This window comes from Streptomyces iranensis (assembly GCF_017874715.1).
GTDB classification, from domain to species: domain Bacteria; phylum Actinomycetota; class Actinomycetes; order Streptomycetales; family Streptomycetaceae; genus Streptomyces; species Streptomyces iranensis.
In genome coordinates, this window is sequence record NZ_JAGGLR010000008.1 from 37,332 (window position 1) to 53,831 (window position 16,500).

Consider the following 16,500-nt stretch of genomic DNA (forward strand, 5'->3'; position numbering starts at 1 on the left):
AGTCACTTACGTCGTCCGGTCGCCCGGATCCTCCACAGAAAGCGCGCTCACCCATGGCCCCTGTCATTCCCGGTTTCGACTACCGCCGCGTCCCCGTCGCCGACGGCGTGTCCCTGAACGTGGCCGTCGCGGGCTCGGGCAGCCCCGTCGTCCTGCTGCACGGCTTCCCGCAGACCCACCTCATGTGGCGGCACGTGGCCGCCGACCTCGCGGCCGATCACACCGTGATCTGCCCCGACCTGCGTGGCTACGGCGCCAGCGACAAACCGGCGGCCGATGCCGACGGGGACACCGACGCCGACTCCGCCGCGTACGCCAAGCGCACCATGGCCGCCGACATCGTCGCCCTGGCCCGCGCGCTCGGGCATGACCGCTTCGCGCTGGCCGGTCATGACCGCGGCGCCCTGGTCGCCTTCCGGGCGGGCCTCGACCACCCTGCGGCGATCACCCATCTCGCCTGCCTGGACGTGCTGCCGACCCTCGACATGTGGGACGTGCTGCACGGCACCACCGCCGCCGTCGGCTTCCATCTCTTTCTGATGGCGCAGCCCCCGGGGCTGCCCGAGCGGATGATCGCCGCCTGCCCCGACGACTTCTTCGGCCACTTCCTCGACCTGTGGGCGGGCGATCCGCGGGCCATCCCCGCCGAGGTCCGCGCCGCCTATCTGGACGCCTGCCGCGCCGCGGTGCCGTCGATCGTGGCCGACTACCGGGCCTCCGCCGGTGTCGACGTCGATCACGACCGGGCCGACCGGGACGGCGGGCGCCGGCTGACGATGCCGCTCACCGTCGTCCAGCAGGACTGGGGCGCCGCCCTCGGCTATGACGCGGCGGCGCTGTGGCGCGCCTGGGCCGACGACCTGGAGCACTACACCGTCGGCTACGGCCACTTCATGGCGGAGGAGGCGCCCGCCGACATCGCCAAGGCGCTGCGCGGGCTGCTCTCCCGCTAGGAGTCGTCGTCACATGTCGCGCCCACATCATGGCGGGGCCGCCCGCATCAGGTCGCGTGGAGAGCGAGGGTCGGGGACAGATGGGAAGCGCGGACCGCCGGGTAGAGGCCCGCGAGGGTGCCGATGACGAGGGTGGCGCCGAAACCGCCACCGATCGTCCATGGCGGGATCACCCAGGGAATGCCGTTGCTGATCGCGTAGCCGCCGGTGACGGCGGCGCCCAGGAGGATGCCGACGAGACCGCCGAGTCCGGACAGCAGCAGCGACTCGGTGACGAACTGGCCCCGGATCTGGCCTCGGGTCGCGCCGATGGAGCGGCGCAGGCCAATCTCGTAGCGGCGCTCCAGCACCGAGATGATCATGGTGTTGGCGACGCCGACCCCGCCGACCAGGAGAGCCACTCCGCCAAGTCCGAGCAGCAGGTTGCTGAAGGCGCCCTCGGCGGCGGCCTTGGCCTGGAGCCCGGATGACGGGTCGGTGACCTCGACGTTGTGGGGCGTTTGGGGGTCGACCGTTCGCGGGATCAGGCTGTGGACCGGTTCCACCCTGTCGTCGGCGGAGCGTTCGTAGATCGTGGTCGGTCGGCCGTCGAAGCCGAGTCGCGTCTGTCCGACCTCCCAGCCGACCAGGGCGGAGCGGGCGATCTCGGGGGCCAACGGCAGTTCGTCGAGGATGCCGAGGACGGTGAAGTACTCGTCGTCGATGTAGACCCGCTGGCCGGGCTCGGTGATGCCGAGGCGCCGAGCCGCGACGTCGCCGAGCACCACCGAGGGGTACTTGCCGGTGGCCGCGTTGAGCCAGGTGCCGCTGCGCATGCCGCCCCGCAGGGTGATCAGCAGGTCCTCGGTGGCGCTCTGGACCGAGATACCGCCGGTGATCATGTCGTCGATCTTCTCCGACCGGCGGACGGTGTGATTCAGCAGGCCGGTGGCGCCGACGTGCTCGACGCCGTCGATCCGGGCCACCCTGCCTGCCGCGTCCTTGGCCATCGGCACCTCCTTCTGGGTGACCAGATCCGTGCCGGGGGTGACGACCAGCATGTTCGTGCCGAGCTTGTCGAGTTCCCGCAGGAGGTTCTCCTTGCTGGAGGCGGAGATGCCCACCACCGAGATCATCGTCGCGATACCGATGGCGATACCGAGAGCGGACAGCACGACGCGCATCGGGCGGTTGCGCATCCCGGCCATCCCGGTGTGCAGGATGTCCAGCGGTGTCAGACGGGCCGGTTTGAGTACCGACCCCCGCCGCCTCACCGGGCCTCGCTCGGTACGGGGCCGTGGCTGTGGCTGTGGCCGGGGCCGGGGCCGGGGCCGGGGCCGTGGGTACCCGCGTGCCCTTGGTCGTGAGCGGTGTCCTGGACGATGTTGCCATCGCGGATCCGCACCTGCCGGGGCAGCCGGTCGGCGATCTCAGCGTCGTGGGTGATGACCGCGATGGTCGCGCCCTCCTCGTTGAGTTCGTGGATGAGTTCCACGACGGCCTCGCCGGAGGCGGAGTCCAGAGCTCCGGTCGGCTCGTCGGCGAGGAGCAGATCGGGCTCGCCCACGACCGCACGGGCGATGGCGACTCGCTGCTTCTGACCGCCGGACAACTCATGCGGCCGGTGGTTCAGCCGGTCGCCGAGGCCGACCCGTTCCAGGGTCTCGACTGCGCGCCTGCGGCGTTCGGCGCGCGGCAGACCGGAGTAGAGCAGGCCCTCGGCGACGTTGGCCTGCGCGCTCATGCCCGGTACGAGGTGGAACGCCTGGAAGACGAAGCCGATGTGCTGGGCGCGCAGCGCGGACAGGCCGCGGTCGCCGAGCCCGGCCGCGTCATGGCCCGCGATGGTGACCGAACCGGCCGTGGGCTGGTCGAGGGTGCCCACGATGTGCAGCAGGGTCGACTTGCCCGACCCCGACGGGCCGACGATGGCCACCAGTTCGCCGCGGCCGATGGTCAGATCCACACCGCGCAGGGCCACGACCCCGCCCGGGTACTCCTTGGTCACACCCGTCAGCCGCACCACGGGTCCGGTCCGGGCAGCGTTGTCAGGGGCGGTCATGTCGTGGGCACCCCGACCCGCATACCGTCCCGAAGCCCGGCGCCGGAGACCTCGACCCGGCCTTGGGCGAACATGCCGAGCCGCACCTTGACCTCGCGTGCCTTGCTGCCCGCGACGACCTGGACGCCGAACGAGCCGTCCTCCAGAGCGAGCAGAGCGCTGACCGGAACGCTGAGCACGTCCTTGCGGGTCCGGCCGGTGAACCTGACGGTGGCGGGGGACTTGTCGACACCCTCCACCGCGCCGGGATCGTCGAAGGTGACGGTGACGCCGACCTTCGGGGTCTTGTCGTTCGGGTCGTCCCCCGTCGTGGCGACCTCGCCCACGGAGGAGACCGTCCCGTCCGCGTCGGTTCCGTCGGGCAACTCCACCCGCACCTTGTGGTCCGGCTTGGCCAGCGCGGCCTCGGAGACCTTGACCTCGAGGCGTACGACCCGGTCGGAACTGGTGGTGGTCATGATCTTCTGGCCCGGCGCCGCCACGTCGCCGACCGACGCGTTCACGCTCTGCACCCGCAGCGGGCCGGACGCGAAGGTGATCTGGTCGGACCCGATCCGGCCGGTTTCCTTCAGCCCGTGGTCCTCCTGCCAGCGCTCGACGGCCGCGGTCGTGCCCGCGGTGAACTCGTCGTCGGCGACGAGGGCGCCGCCGTACCCGAGCTCGACGAGATTCTCCTTCAACTGTTTGACGTCGGTGCCCGTGTCGCCGCTCTTCAGCGTCCGGTACATCGGCTCGCTCCCGTACATCAGGCGTACGTCCTTGCCGTCCAGGGCGTACAGACGGCCGTCCCGCTTGACCGTGGAGCCGCTGCGGGCCACCCAGGTGAGGGTGCCGGACGCCCCGGCGTTCAGCTTGCGTTCCTGGGAGTAGCCGAGCGTGCCGTCGACGCTGGTGCTGCTGGTCAGGTCGCCGCGCTCGACGGGTTGTGTCGTCGCGGGCAGTTGGGACCGCCGCGGCCCGGATTCGTCCTTGTGCGGCTGGGCCAGTCCCGTCACGGCGACGCCGCCGCCGATGACGGCCGCGACCGCCACCAGCGATGCGACGATGGCTGCCCGCCTCATGCCGCGCACTCGTTGAGGGCCTTGAGGAACTTGTCGGGGTCGGCTCCCTTCGGGATCCGGAAGCCGGTGTTGCCCCCGTTGGGGCCGGGCTTCGGGTCGGGCATGTCGAAGCCCTTGCCCCGCACGCACTCGGCGATCTTGACCTGCTGGTCGAGCGAGTCCTGCTGGTCGGCGGCGCCGCCGGAGCCGCCCCCGGCCATGCCGGAGCCGCAGTCCTTGAGCGCCTTGGACCACTTCTCCGCGGATGTGCCCTCCGGCTGCCCGAGCGTCGCCGAGTGCGGGTCCTCGCCCGGCTTGAGGTCGGGAACGTCGATGCCCTTGTCCCGAAGGCACGTGCGCAGCTTCTGGGCCTTGTCGAAGGCGGCCGAGTCCGAGCCGCCCGAGCCGCCGGACCCGCCGGACCCGCCCGAAGCGGCGGAGTCCTCGGACGAGGCCGAGTCCTTGGACCCGCCGGAGTCGGACGAGCCGGAGCAGCCGGTCAAGGACAGGGCCAGACCGGCCACGGTGGCCGCCAGGGTCAGGGTGAGCCTGTGGTTCCTCATGGTTCTCTCTCCTCGCGAACGAGCCGCCGCACCGTGCTGCGCACCGTGCGGCGACCGCGTGGTTGCGGACAGCTCGGAGAGTGGTCGATGGGGCTGTTTCGTTTCTCTTACAGACGCGTGGGCGCCCCGCCCGCCGCCGCGGGGCGGCATCGCGGACACGGGTAACAACGGCGAAAGGCGCCCGTCGGGTAGACAGGGGCCATGCGTGTTCTGGTGGTGGAAGACAACGCGTTCCTCGCCGAGATGATCGCCGACGGTATGCGTCGCGACGCGATCACGGTCGACGTCGCCCTCGATGGAGTCAGCGCTCTGCGCAAGCTCCAGTTCGGCGACTACGACGTCCTCGTACTCGATCGCGACCTACCCGGTATGCACGGCGACGAGGTGTGCCGCCGCCTGGTCGCCGAGGGCCTGCTCACCCGGGTGCTGATGCTCACCGCCTCGGTGACCGTTCCCGAGCGGGTGGCGGGGCTGAGCCTCGGCGCCGACGACTACCTCACCAAGCCGTTCGCCTACGAGGAGTTGCTCGCCCGCGTGCTCGCGCTCGGCCGCCGCGTCCAGCCCGCGCTGCCGCCGGTGATCGAGCGTGCCGGGATCACCCTGGACACCGCCCGCCGGCAGGCCGACCGTAACGGCGTGGCGCTCTCCCTGACCCGCAAGGAGTTCGCCGTCCTCGAAACGCTGATGCGCGCGAACGGCGCCGTCGTCAGCGGCGAGGACCTCATAGAGAAGGTGTGGGAGGAGAACGCCGGGTACGACACCAACCCCGTGCGCGTCGCCCTGAGCCGCCTGCGCACCAAGCTCGGGGGCCCGCCGGTGATCGAGACGGTACCCGGCGCCGGATACCGGATCGTCCCCACCTCCGGTTCCGGGCGGGCCGGGCGATGACGCGCCGACCGCTTCCCATGGCCGCGATGGTGCGCCGACTGCGTCCCACCACGGAGCGGGCCCGTCTCACCGCCCTGTACGGAGGGCTCCTGCTGCTGGCCGGAGGCGTCCTGGCCGGCGTTATCTACGCACTGGTCCAGGACGACCTGGACGCACGTTTCGGCAGGGCGGTCACCCCCGTGCCGCGCGGGCCGCGGATCACCTCCGAAGAAGACATCCCTCCCGGCTCCGTACGGGGGGACGAGTACACCGTCGTCCCGACGAACGAGGTGGGCGAGGCGGCCAAGACACGGACGGTGGCGGCCCTCACCGCCACCACCCTCAGCCGCCTGCTGACCGTCTCGGGCATCGCGCTCGGCGTCTTCGCGGTGCTCTCGCTCTTCCTGGCCTGGTGGATGGCGGGCCGGGTGCTGCGCCCGGTCGGTGTCATCACCGCCACCGCGCGCAAGCTCTCCGGGGAGAACCTCCACCAGCGCATCGGCCTCAAGGGGCCGCCCGGGGAGCTCAAAGCGCTGGCCGACACCTTCGATCAGATGCTGGGCAGGCTGGAACAGCTGGTGACGGCCCAGCAGCGGTTCGCGGCGAACGCCGCGCACGAGCTGCGCACACCGCTGGCCGTCCAGCGGGCCGCCGCCGAGATCGGCCTGGCCGACGCCGACCCCGAACGCGTGGCGTGGATCCGGGCCGAGCTGATCAAGGCCGCGGACAGCAGCGAAAGACTCATCGAGTCGCTTCTCCTGCTCGCCTCCACCGACCAGGGCATCCAGCGCCGCGAGGACGTCGAGATGAACGAGACGGTCGCGGCCGTCACCGCCGGTTTCTCCGACGAGGCCCGTGAGAAGGCGATCACCGTCACGACCACCGTGGAGCCGCTGACGGTTCCGGGCGACCCGGTCCTGCTCGCCCATCTGGTGCGCAATCTCGTCGCCAACGCGGTGGCGTACAACCACCAGGGCGGCCGCATCCGCGTCCATCTCGCCGACCGGGTACTGCGGGTTTCCAACACCGGCCCGGAGATCCCCGCGGACACCGTCCACCGGCTCTTCGAACCGTTCCGCCGTCTGAACGAGCGCACGCACACCGCCGGGGAAGGCGCCGGACTCGGCCTGTCCATCGTCGCGTCCATCGCGCGGGCCCACGGCGCCGAGGCCACCGCGGACGCCAACCCGGACGGCGGCCTCTCGGTCAGGGTCCGCTTCCCATGACGTCACGCCGTCCGGGTGTAGTGGTCGGCGATCTCGTCGCTGGTCGTCACCCACACCCCGGGGTGGTTCACCACGTACTCCAGTGACTGGTCCACGTACCTGTGCCGGAAGGGCTGGTTGATCACGAACGGATGCAGCACGAGTGACATCACCCGCCCGCTGCCGGCCGAGTCCGCGTAGAGCTGGTCGAGTTGGTCCTTGACGATGCGGACGAAGTCGGGCCCGCTGAGGCTCTTGCCGACGAAGAGCTGGATGTCGTTGACCTCGATCTAATACGGGACGCTCAGCATCCCCGGCACGTTCAGCCGGTACGGCTGGTCGTCGTTGGCCCAGTCCAGTACGTACCGCAGCCCCAGCTCGGCCAGGAGCTCCGGCGTGCGGAAGGTCTCGGTCAGCGCCGGCCCCAACTCGGGCGACATGTCCGCCTGGAGGATCGAGTTGTTCTTGCCGTGCGCCGCCCACACCCAGTTCCGCTCCCGCCCGGCCCGGACGATCTGGGGGTAGCGCTCGGCGACATCGGAGTTGAGCATCACGCTCGCCCGCACCTGGTGCCGGTCCAGGCTCTCGATCAGCCGCCAGATCCCGCCCCGGGGCCCGTAGTCCCGCCAGCCGTAGTTCAGCGGATAGGGCGCCAGCGCCCTGGTGTCGGGGAAGATGCTCGTGGAGGGGCGGTCAACTTCGTAGACGCTCGATGGGCATCGTGAAACCCTCACACAAGTGAGAAGGTCAAGTGGCCTGCCCTCGTGAGCTGAGAGACTGCGTCGGCGTACACCGCAGTGCCCTGCATGCCCCGCGTGCCATGAGTGCCATGAGTGCCATGAGGAAGGACGCCATGACGCCGCCCAACGAGCTTCCGCCACCGCCGCCCGCCCCGGACGAGCGGCCGTGGAAGGACCGCGCCGGGTTGCTCGATGAGCGCGCGCGGGCGATGGGGGCGCTGGCGCGGTGGTACCTGGCGCCGCACCGGGCACTGCTGTTGTGGCTGGCCACGCTCGTCTTCTCGCTGGGGTGGAGCCTCGCGGTCTCGGGGTTCCAGTTCCTGGTGAAGGGCGAGCTCATCGAGCACGTGCTGGGCGTGATCTTCCTGGGTCTCGCCCTCGGCGCCACGGTCCCCTCCAGCCTCGGGGTGGCCTCCGGTATCCGGCGCGATGTCTTCGTGGGCGCGTGCCTGCGCGACTGGGCGGAGCTGGAGCGCGATCCCCAGTCGCTGCCGCGCTGGCGGGTCTCCGGCGGCGCTCTCCTGTGGCTGGGCCCGTCCATCGTGCTGACCTGTCTGGGGCTGGCGCTGGGCGGGTTCGCGGTCTTCTCGGACGTCGGCACGGAGAGCGTCGGCACGGTCGCCGGTATCGGCCTGGTCTTCGTGGCCGCCGGTGTGCTCGGCATGGCCAAGGCGATCGACTACTACCGCCTGGTCAGCCGCGAACTCCGCCCCCTCCGCCCCGACACCGGCGGTCCGGACGCCCGCCGTCCGGACTCCGGCTACGGCCTCTCCGACGACGGCTTCTGCAGTGAGCCAACTACTCGGCCGTAGACGACCGAGCTTGTTGACTCGGTTCGCTGCGGCTCTGCTTATGCTTCCGACTGTCCCCTACGGCAGGACGGTCACGGGTCACATCTACCGGTCCCCGCGCTATGCGGGGGCCGGGTCGGGCATGTTGACGAATACCCACGCCGTGGCTCCTCGCTGTGCGATGTTGGCCCCGGCGACGTGGTCGGCCGGCCCAGCGAGGCCGCACCGACGACAGCGGAAGTGGTCCCGAGTGGGCCGGTTGGCTTTCTCGGTGTGGCCGCAGCGCGGACAGCGCTGCGAGGTGTAGGCCGGGTCCACCTCGATGAACGGTACTCCGGCGCGTTTGGCCTTGTAGGCGATGAACGAGCCGAGCTGGTGGAACGGCCAGGAGGACTGGCGTGCTCGCTGGTCGCGGGGAACCGTGACCCGCTCGCGGATGCCCGTCAGCTGTTCCAGGGCGAGGCCGCGTCCGGTGCGTTGGGCGACAGCAACGACAGTCTTGGCGATCTTGTGGTTGGTGTGGGTCGCGTGCCGCGCCTCATGGCGCGCACGCTTCTTCAAAAGCTGCCTCGCACTCCGGGTCCGCCTGGCCTGGAGTTCGGCCTTCTTCCGGGCCTGCCAGCGGCGGTACCGTCCCAGACGGCGCCCGGAGTGGTTGTCCCCGTCGGAGGTGGTGGCGAGGTTGGTGATGCCCCGGTCCACGCCGAGGAAGCCCTTCGGCTCGAACCGGGGCGCTTCGGGGATCTCGCAGGTGGCGATCAGGAACCATTTGCCGTCGCGGAACACCAGGTCGGATTCGCCCTGGCGGTGTTCGGCAAGCTGCTTGAGAGCGCCGGGTGAGCAGGTGAACCGCACGTTCTTGACCCGGCTGTCCAGGGTCCAGATGCTCACGGTCCGGGTGTCGTAGTTCCAGCTCAGGCACCGGTCGTCAAAAGTGTGCGCGGCGTGCGGACGGAAGGCGACCGGCTTGGACTCCGCCTTGCGGCGGCGCTTGGAGTGCTCGGGGCCGAGATTCCCGGCCTTGATGTTGGCCCGCAGCGTCGTATAGGCGTCGGCCACGCGCTTGATGATGTGCTGCGCGGCCTGTGCGCCGAACCCACGGGTCTTCAGCTCGCCGTAACACCGCTTCCGCAGCTCACGCACGCTGCCCTTGAGCGCCCAGTGCTCGAAGGACACGGCGGAGACCCAATTCGCGGCCTCGTTGATCGCTGGCAGGGTGCGCTCAAATGCAGGAGCCTGTACGGCATCCGGCATCAGCTTCACCTGCGTCACGATCTTCACGGGCCTGATCGTAGCATTGACCTATGTCACCGCGCTGGGAGTCAAGCCCCGATGTACGTAGGGGAAGAAGTGTCGTCCACACCCTCCATGCTCATTTGGTCTTCACGCCGAAGTACCGGCGGAAGGTCTTCGATGGCGCGATCCTCACCAGGTGCGAGGAGGCCATGCGGAAGGTCTGCACCGACTTCGGCGCAGAGCTGCGGGAGTTCAACGGTGAGACCGACCACGTACACCTGCTCGTGCACTATCCGCCCACGGTCGCACTGTCCAAACTCGTCGGCAGCCTCAAGGGCGTCTCCGCCCGCCGCCTGCGCCAGGACTTCCCCGACCACATCAACAAGTACCTGTGGGACGAACACTTCTGGTCCCCGTCGTACTTCGCCGGCTCCTGCGGCGGCGCACCACTGGCCGTGATCAAGGAATACATCGAGAACCAGAAACGCCCGGACTGAGCGCGGCTTCATCGTGGGAGCTTTACGAAGCGATGCGGCGGCACTCCGCGCCGCCCGGCTCAGGATGCAATCCCTCCCGGATCTGAAGACCCGGGGTTCCTTGCAAGATCAGACTGAAAGCGGGTCCGCAGCTCCTCGTACCGTTCACCCGGGGTCTCCCCGCGCTCCTTGGCAACCTCCTCGATACGGGTCAGCAGCTGCCTGACCCGCACGGCGTCCGCATAGGCGTCGCGCTCCAGCTTCTTGTACGCGGCGGCGGCCGGGCCCTTGTGATCGTCGGGGTCCACCGACTGCCGCAGATGGCCGAGCCGCTCGATCTGTTCCTCGAGGTAACTGAGCATTCCCTCAAGGTCTTTGATGAGATCCGACAGATCCTGGTCCGATACGGACAGTTTGTCTTTACTCATGTTCCATCCGCCCCTGCCACCCTCCCATCGGCCCATTAGCGGGATGATCGTGCCATGACCGGGGCCGGTGTGGAGAGCCACCCGGGGTAACTCCTCTGCCGTCAGTCCGGCAGGACCGTGCCCGGGGGCAGCTCGATGCCGAAGTCGGCGGCGAGAACGCGCAGCACCTGGTCGTTTTCGGCGAGTTCGCGCTCCTTACGGCTGCCGTCGGAGCGGGTCTCGATGAGAGTCCCCCCGGACAGGAGGAGATGGCGGTCCGGGGTGGTGCGCTGGACGTGGAGGGTGTGCTGGAAGGGCGAGCGCGGGTTGGTGGCGACGTGCCAGTTGATGACCGCGTAGTCGGACGCCTCGAAGGGCTCGCGGGTGAAGGCGTACTGGTCCTGCCAGGAGCCGTCGAGGAACGCCTGGAACACCCACAGGTCCTCCAGCCCCTCCGGGTACGGCTCGCGGACGTAGCGATGGCGGCGGGTGCCGTCGTGGAACTCGGTGTCGGCGACGAGCGGTACGGCCTCCAGGAGGCCGCCGATGCTGCCGAAGCCCACATCGGCCGCATACCGCCGCTCCTCGCCCGGGATCCCGACCAGCAGCAGCATGTGTGTGCGCGGGCGGACCGCCCCGGGGGCCGCTCCGACCCGGACGCGGGCGGTGAGGCCGGTGACACGGAAGCCGAGGGCGGTGAGGGCGGCGGTCAGCAGCGTGTTGTGCTCGTAGCAGTAACCGCCGCGCCGGCCGTGGACCAGCTTGGCCTCGAGGTCGGGGACGGCGAGGGAGGGGGCCGAGCCGAGGAGGGGGTCGAGGTTCTCGAACGGTATGGACGTGAGGTGCGCCCGGTGCGCCGCCCGCAGCGTCTCCACGGTGGGGGCGGGGCGACGGTCGCCCGTCCAGCCGATACGCGTCAGATAGGCGCCGAGGTCAAGGGCGATACGGGCTGGTTCCATACTGCCGACCGTAACGCCGGATCCCTCGTGGATCTGTTACGTCTCCGGCACCGCCGCGAGATGATCGAGCGCACCCGCCTTGATCGACTGGAGCAGGGCTCCCAGCCTCGCGGGGCTCGTGGTGAGGACCGTACGGGGGTCGTCGCTCTCGCGGAGGGCGACGGTGGTGCCTATGGAGGCGAGCTCTATGCAGGAGTTCCCGTCCCCCGCGCTGGAATAGGAGGATTTCTGCCAGTTGACCTCGGTCATCTCCACGCCTTCATGTCTGTTGAGCGATGTCACGAATGAAATCACGTGACTCCTTCTCGGAGAGGGCCGCCTCGGTGGTGCGGTCCAGGACTCCACGATGGTTGACGAGCTGGGACTGCGCGTCCAGGAAGACCGGGCCGTGGGCGGCGTCGAGCTGCGCGGTGTCCAGCTGGGGCACCGCCCCCAGGGCGTAGGTGACCGAGAGTCCGGGCACATGGAACCCTCCGGCCTCGAAGGTCAGCACGCGCACGGTGACATTCTTCCGCTCGGAGGACTCCAGCAGGCTGTCCAGCTGCGCCCGCAGGACGCGGTCGGTCCCGAACCGCATGCGCAGCGCCGCCTCGTGGATGATGAAGGTGCACTGCGGCGGGTCGTCCCGGTCCAGGATGTCGCGGCGCTTCATGCGGTGGGAGAGCCTGCGTCTGAGGTCCGTGGCGGACCACTGCGGAACGGTGGAGCCGAGCACGGCCCGCGCGTACTCCTCCGTCTGCAACAGGCCGGGCATGTGCATGATTTCCAGCACGCGCAGGCTGGCGGCGAAGTACTCCAACTCGGCCAGGTCGAGCCCGCCGGTGGCGATATAGCCCCGGTACTCCTCCCACCAGCCGCCCTTGCGCTCCCGGGCCATGGCGACGAGCGCGTCGACGTACGCGCTGTCCGGGCAGGCGTAGATGGCGGCGAGGGCCCGGACCCGCTCCTCGCTCACGCCGAACCGCGCGAGCTCCAGGTTGGTGATGTGGGTGCGGTTGATGCCCAGTCGGTCGGCGGCCTCCTGAATGCTGAGCCCCGCGCCTTCGCGCATCCTTCTGAGTTCTGTGCCGAGCCTGACTTGACGCGCGGTCGGGACGTTCCTGGGTGGCATGGTCCTCCGTAACCCTCAAGGAGTAATCGTCGGGGAAATTCAACGGGACCGTAGCAGTTGTTTGCGCCGCTGCCCTACCGTTGGTGTCGTTGCCGCTACTGCGCGTTGATCGCCGTAACGGTACGCGCGCTGTCGGCCCCTTCACAGGGAGTTGCCCCATGGATTCCGATCACGAGTCCGACGACCGTCCCCCACGCCGCCCGCCCGTTCCCTCCAGGGATCCGTACGTCTACACCCTGCAGAGCAGTCGGCACGCGACCTCCGCCAGGGTCTGCCGGGACTTCGTCGCCTGCGTCCTGAACTCCGTGGGGCAGGAGGAGCTGGTCGACACGGCGACGCTGTGCACCTCGGAGCTGGCCACCAACGCCTTTCTGCACGCCGAGGGCGACTCCGTGATGCTGCGCGTGGTGATCGAGCCGCCCCGCTTCCGCGTCCTGGTCTACGACGCCTCCGCCGAGCTCCCCACCGCCGCCTGCCTCCCCGAGGGGGACCGTCTCCACGGCCGTGGCCTCGGGCTGGTGGCGGCCCTGGCCGACGCGTGGGGGACGTCGGAGGGGGACGCGGTGGGCATCTACGCCAAGGGGGTCTGGTTCGAACTCGCGGGCAAGGAGGAGGACGAGGCTTAGCCGGCCGCGACAAAGGTCAGCGGAAATGTCTCGCCGGAATCCGTGTAACGGTGGAACCGCCCGACCCAGGACGGCTCCTGAAGGGACCGGGCCTGGGTGCGGGGCAGCGCGATGTGCACATCGCGGCCGCCGTCCTGGTCGGCCGGGGTCGGCGCGATATGCACGGTCCAGGGAATGGGGATGGGGGAGAAGTCGTACCAGAAGGGCGCGCCCTGCCCGAAGTCGATGCGATAGAAGGGCAGCTTGGACCAGTTGTTGATCGCGATGGTGTCGTCGAACGCGTCCAGGCCCATGGTGGTCATGACCCGCTTGAGGCGTCCCGCGTCGCGTTCGGCGCACAGGAACGCCGCTTCCTCGCGGATTCGCTCCTCGGTGTTCTCGGCAAAGCCCGCGCGGATCGCCGCGGCGATCTCGCCGAGCGGGCGGGAGCGGAGTTCGGCGGCGGTCATTCCGGGCCGGGTGTTGGTGACGGCGTTGCCCCAGTAGTCATCCGGTACGGCCGCGCCGACGAACGAACGGAAGTCGGCGATGAGGCCGAGCCTTTCCTCGCTCGTATCGGGCCGGTCACGCAATGCGCCGAGCACTTTCCACAGATGGGCGGTGAGCGCGTCATTGGTGGACACCCACCGATCCGTACCCGCCAGGTCGGTCATCGCGGCGTCCTTCATGGCGGTCAGCTCGGCGCCGGTGAAGCGGGTGGTCACCGTCGTCACACTGCCGAGGCTGCCCCGCAGGGCGCGGCCCACGAAGGCGGTCTTCTGACCGCGCCCGGTGACGGTGAGATGAGCACTGCCCGTGAGGCCGCCCGTAAGGCCGTCCGTACGGGGGTCACCGGAGGCCGAGGCGGCGAGTGCGTCGATGACCCCGCGGTCATGGCTGGGCTTGGCGTATCCGAGACCCCGGTGCTCGTGCGACCAGGCCTCCAGGAAACTCATATAGCTGGCTCCGTCGCCCACGGCGTGGTTCATCGTGAGCCCCAGGATGGAGCCGCCGCCTTTCATATGGGTGAGCTTCACCGTGAAAAGCGGCGTATCGCGGTCGACCACCCAGAACGGCATGGCGTGACTGAGATGGCGATCCAGTCCCTTTTTCGCCGTGTGACGCGGTCCGTAGTCCGGCATGGGCACGGATGCCCGTGCCTCGACGAAGCGCACTCCGGAGTCGTCGCAGAGCACACTGAGACCGCCGTCGGGGTCCCTCTTCATGCGGCCCGAAAGGACGGGGAAGTTACGCAACGTCCGGCCGAGGGAGGCGCGCAGCGCCTCGCCGTCGAGCGTCTCCCGGTAGAAAAAGGCGCGGGGCGTATAGACCGTGCCGATGAGCATGTCGTAGACGCTCAGCCGTATGCGGTCACCGCTCGCCTCTCCGGCACACACGGTGAACGATCGCTTGGCGTCGCTCTCGGTGGCGGAAGCCGTCATACTCACACGCTCTTTCGTCGGGCCCAAACGCGCTGTCACGTCGACGCGTTGCCGTAACTCCCGACGCGTTGACCGTAACCCTCGAGGCGTTGACCGTAACGCCCGGGACGCGAGCGGCCTCACGAAGTGGAACCGGGTTTAGGGAATTCCCCACCGTCCGCCCGGCCTCGGTCTTTCCCTCCCCGTCCCTGGACCCGGGGGATCGACGGGCCGACCGTCGCTGCCGTGAGTGCCCGCACCGGTGGGCCGGTCGCGGTCGGCACGCCGACACGGCGGATGGCCGAGCGGATGGCCGAGCGGATCCCGGTCGTTGGGCCGCGGTCGGGGGCGGAGTCTCGGACACCCCTAGCGCACTGGCACGCCAGGATGGCGGGGCCTGGCGGCTGGAGGCAGCGGCTGACGCACGCTGGGGCGGCGGGTCCGGTGGGTCTTTCCCCTCCCCGCCCCTTCCCGTACCGGGGGCTCCGCCCCTGGACCCCGGCGGCGACGGGCAGACCGCCGCCGCCATGAGCACCTGCACCGGCGGGCTGGTCACGGTCGGCACAACTGGCGCAGCGGGTGACCGGGCAGACGCCCGCGCACATCCGGGTCCTCCGCCCGGGGGTTCCGGGTCCTCCGCCCGCGGGTCTGGGGCGGAGCCCCAGTTTCGGGAAGGGGCGGGTAGGGGAATAGCCCGCCACAGGCGCTCCGGTGCCGTCAGGAAGGACTGGGCGGACGCCTGCGCGCGCCTGGGGCGTCGGGCCGGGGCCCGGGGCGGGGCCCCACCACGCGGCGGATCAGCCCGCCGCAGGCGTCACGCTCCGCCGGACAGGGCCTGGGCCGGGTGGCCCAGCAGCATCGTGGGGGAGCCCGCCGAGCGCGTCAGCACGATGGTGCAGGCGTTCCCGCCTTCGAGCCGCAGCCTCTTGCGCAGCTGCTCCGGCTCGACCGCCGAACCGCGCTTCTTGATGGTCGCGATGCCGACCTCCCGCTCCCGCAGCAGCGCCTTGAGCTTCTTCAGGTTGAACGGCAGCACATCCGTGATCTCGTACGCGGTGGCGAACGGTGTCGGGCGCAGCTCGTCCGTCGTGATGTAGGCGATCGTCGGGTCGATCAGACGGCCGCCGACGCGGGCCGCGACATCGGCCACGAGATGCGCGCGGATGACGGCGCCGTCCGGTTCGTAGAGCCAGCGGCCGACCGCGCCGGGCTCGGGGTCGGGGAGGAGCGGGGTGCCGATGAGGGAGTGGCCGCTCGGCAGCAGCGTGGCGCGGCGCAGCCCGGGGCGGGCGGTGCCGAACCACAGGACGGCCTCCTTCACATGGCCGTGGTCCGAGATCCACTCGGCCTCCGCGTCCTCGGGGACCGCCTCGTGCGGCACGCCGGGGGCGATCTTGAGGGCGGCGCGCGGAGTGGTGCGGGCGGCCTCGATGGCCCAGGAGAGGGGCGGGGAGTACGCCTCGGGGTCGAAGACGCGGCCCCGGCCGCCGCGCCGGGCCGGGTCGACGAAGACCGCGTCGAAGTCCCGGGTGTCGACCTCGGCGACATCGGCGCAGCGGACCTCGATGAGATCGGCCAGGCCGAGCGCGTCGGCGTTGGCACGGGTGACGGCGCAGGTCAGCGGGTCGCGATCGACGGCGAGCACGGAGATCCCGGCGCGGGCGAGCGCGATCGCGTCGCCGCCGATGCCACAGCACAGATCGGCCATGCGGTGGACGCCGAACCCCGCGAAGCGGGAGGCGCGGTACGCGGCCACGGAGGTTCGGGTGGACTGCTCGACGCCGTTCGGCGTGAAGTACATCCGGTGCGCGTCCTCGGGGCCGAATTTGGCCACTGCCCGCTGCCGCAGCGTGGCCTGGGTCAGGGCCGCCGAGACCAGCGCCGGGGGATGGTCGCGGCGCAGCCGCGTCGCGGTGGCGAGTTCCTTCGCCGGGTCGTAGTCGCGGAGCGCGGAGAGCAGCGCCTGCCCCTCGTCGCCGAGCAGTGAATCGAAGGCGTCAACGTCCACATGGCCCATTCTCCCCGCTCCCGCGAGCGCATTCGCCCGCGCACGGCGCGCATATGCGCCCCCTCGGGTTGAAGATC

Annotated in this window: 19 protein-coding genes; 6 read left to right on the top strand and 13 right to left on the bottom strand. The window is 70.2% G+C overall.

What is annotated here, in order from left to right:
• The first annotated feature begins 53 nt into the window (after nt 1–53).
• Nucleotides 54–953 carry an alpha/beta fold hydrolase gene (locus tag J2Z30_RS15650; protein ID WP_044571586.1) on the top strand — a complete coding sequence of 300 codons (900 nt, stop codon included), beginning with the start codon at nt 54–56 and terminating at the stop codon, nt 951–953.
• Between the two features lie 47 nt (nt 954–1,000).
• Here the strand turns inward: J2Z30_RS15650 and J2Z30_RS15655 are convergent, their stop codons facing one another.
• The 4 genes from J2Z30_RS15655 to J2Z30_RS15670 all read right to left on the bottom strand — a co-directional run bounded on the left by J2Z30_RS15655 (nt 1,001) and on the right by J2Z30_RS15670 (nt 4,597).
• Nucleotides 1,001–2,140, bottom strand: coding sequence for an ABC transporter permease (locus tag J2Z30_RS15655; RefSeq protein ID WP_078957331.1), 1,140 nt, complete (start codon nt 2,138–2,140; stop codon nt 1,001–1,003).
• Between the two features lie 62 nt (nt 2,141–2,202).
• Nucleotides 2,203–2,994, bottom strand: coding sequence for an ABC transporter ATP-binding protein (locus J2Z30_RS15660; protein ID WP_209468687.1), 792 nt, complete (start codon nt 2,992–2,994; stop codon nt 2,203–2,205).
• Nucleotides 2,991–4,055 carry an efflux RND transporter periplasmic adaptor subunit gene (locus J2Z30_RS15665; protein WP_044571581.1) on the bottom strand — a complete coding sequence of 355 codons (1,065 nt, stop codon included), beginning with the start codon at nt 4,053–4,055 and terminating at the stop codon, nt 2,991–2,993. The genes J2Z30_RS15660 and J2Z30_RS15665 overlap by 4 nt, the downstream gene beginning before the upstream one ends.
• On the bottom strand, nt 4,052–4,597 hold the full coding sequence (locus J2Z30_RS15670) for a hypothetical protein (RefSeq protein WP_052701427.1): 546 nt from the start codon (nt 4,595–4,597) through the stop codon (nt 4,052–4,054). Before J2Z30_RS15670 ends, J2Z30_RS15665 begins: the two co-directional genes overlap by 4 nt.
• A 201-nt stretch (nt 4,598–4,798) precedes the next feature.
• On the opposite strand from J2Z30_RS15670, the gene J2Z30_RS15675 reads away from it, so the two are divergent.
• A complete protein-coding gene (locus tag J2Z30_RS15675) occupies nt 4,799–5,485 on the top strand; it encodes a response regulator transcription factor (RefSeq protein WP_044571579.1) in 687 nt (228 codons plus the stop codon).
• A 26-nt stretch (nt 5,486–5,511) separates the two neighbouring features.
• On the top strand, nt 5,512–6,690 hold the full coding sequence (locus J2Z30_RS15680) for a sensor histidine kinase (protein WP_052702073.1): 1,179 nt from the start codon (nt 5,512–5,514) through the stop codon (nt 6,688–6,690).
• A gap of 2 nt (nt 6,691–6,692) precedes the next feature.
• Here J2Z30_RS15680 and J2Z30_RS49595 read toward each other — a convergent pair whose 3' ends face one another.
• A complete protein-coding gene (locus tag J2Z30_RS49595) occupies nt 6,693–6,839 on the bottom strand; it encodes a hypothetical protein (protein WP_245388044.1) in 147 nt (48 codons plus the stop codon).
• 120 nt (nt 6,840–6,959) lie between these two features.
• The gene (locus tag J2Z30_RS49600; RefSeq protein ID WP_245388045.1) at nt 6,960–7,403 is read right to left on the bottom strand and encodes a polysaccharide deacetylase family protein; all 444 of its coding nucleotides are present in this window, start codon (nt 7,401–7,403) and stop codon (nt 6,960–6,962) included.
• 95 nt (nt 7,404–7,498) lie between these two features.
• Here J2Z30_RS49600 and J2Z30_RS15690 point away from each other — a divergent pair, with 95 nt between their 5' ends.
• The gene (locus J2Z30_RS15690; RefSeq protein WP_245388046.1) at nt 7,499–8,221 is read left to right on the top strand and encodes a hypothetical protein; all 723 of its coding nucleotides are present in this window, start codon (nt 7,499–7,501) and stop codon (nt 8,219–8,221) included.
• Between the two features lie 99 nt (nt 8,222–8,320).
• On the opposite strand, the gene J2Z30_RS15695 is transcribed toward J2Z30_RS15690, so the two are convergent.
• Nucleotides 8,321–9,454: an RNA-guided endonuclease InsQ/TnpB family protein gene (locus tag J2Z30_RS15695; protein WP_044581578.1), complete on the bottom strand. Its 1,134-nt coding sequence runs from the start codon at nt 9,452–9,454 to the stop codon at nt 8,321–8,323.
• A 50-nt stretch (nt 9,455–9,504) separates the two neighbouring features.
• On the opposite strand from J2Z30_RS15695, the gene tnpA reads away from it, so the two are divergent.
• Nucleotides 9,505–9,933 carry an IS200/IS605 family transposase gene (gene tnpA, locus J2Z30_RS15700; protein ID WP_078956728.1) on the top strand — a complete coding sequence of 143 codons (429 nt, stop codon included), beginning with the start codon at nt 9,505–9,507 and terminating at the stop codon, nt 9,931–9,933.
• Between the two features lie 59 nt (nt 9,934–9,992).
• On the opposite strand, the gene J2Z30_RS15705 is transcribed toward tnpA, so the two are convergent.
• From J2Z30_RS15705 to J2Z30_RS15720, 4 genes are read right to left on the bottom strand one after another with little or no spacing between them, the layout of a single operon-like run.
• Nucleotides 9,993–10,421 (bottom strand): hypothetical protein, encoded by a 429-nt coding sequence (locus J2Z30_RS15705; RefSeq protein ID WP_308279936.1) that lies wholly within the window; start codon nt 10,419–10,421, stop codon nt 9,993–9,995.
• A 20-nt stretch (nt 10,422–10,441) separates the two neighbouring features.
• On the bottom strand, nt 10,442–11,263 hold the full coding sequence (locus J2Z30_RS15710; RefSeq protein ID WP_044581577.1) for an arylamine N-acetyltransferase family protein: 822 nt from the start codon (nt 11,261–11,263) through the stop codon (nt 10,442–10,444).
• Between the two features lie 51 nt (nt 11,264–11,314).
• A complete protein-coding gene (locus J2Z30_RS15715; RefSeq protein WP_044581576.1) occupies nt 11,315–11,527 on the bottom strand; it encodes a DUF397 domain-containing protein in 213 nt (70 codons plus the stop codon).
• A 10-nt stretch (nt 11,528–11,537) separates the two neighbouring features.
• On the bottom strand, nt 11,538–12,389 hold the full coding sequence (locus J2Z30_RS15720) for a helix-turn-helix domain-containing protein (protein WP_044571565.1): 852 nt from the start codon (nt 12,387–12,389) through the stop codon (nt 11,538–11,540).
• Nucleotides 12,390–12,547: 158 nt separating this feature from the next.
• On the opposite strand from J2Z30_RS15720, the gene J2Z30_RS15725 reads away from it, so the two are divergent.
• On the top strand, nt 12,548–13,015 hold the full coding sequence (locus tag J2Z30_RS15725) for an ATP-binding protein (protein WP_044571563.1): 468 nt from the start codon (nt 12,548–12,550) through the stop codon (nt 13,013–13,015).
• Here the strand turns inward: J2Z30_RS15725 and J2Z30_RS15730 are convergent.
• Together J2Z30_RS15730 and J2Z30_RS15735 are read right to left on the bottom strand one after the other, a co-directional pair.
• Nucleotides 13,012–14,436: an acyltransferase gene (locus tag J2Z30_RS15730; protein ID WP_044571561.1), complete on the bottom strand. Its 1,425-nt coding sequence runs from the start codon at nt 14,434–14,436 to the stop codon at nt 13,012–13,014. The genes J2Z30_RS15725 and J2Z30_RS15730 overlap by 4 nt on opposite strands.
• 793 nt (nt 14,437–15,229) lie before the next feature.
• Entirely contained in the window at nt 15,230–16,432 is a 1,203-nt protein-coding gene (locus J2Z30_RS15735; protein ID WP_078956726.1) for a class I SAM-dependent methyltransferase, read from the bottom strand.
• Nucleotides 16,433–16,500 lie beyond the last annotated feature (68 nt).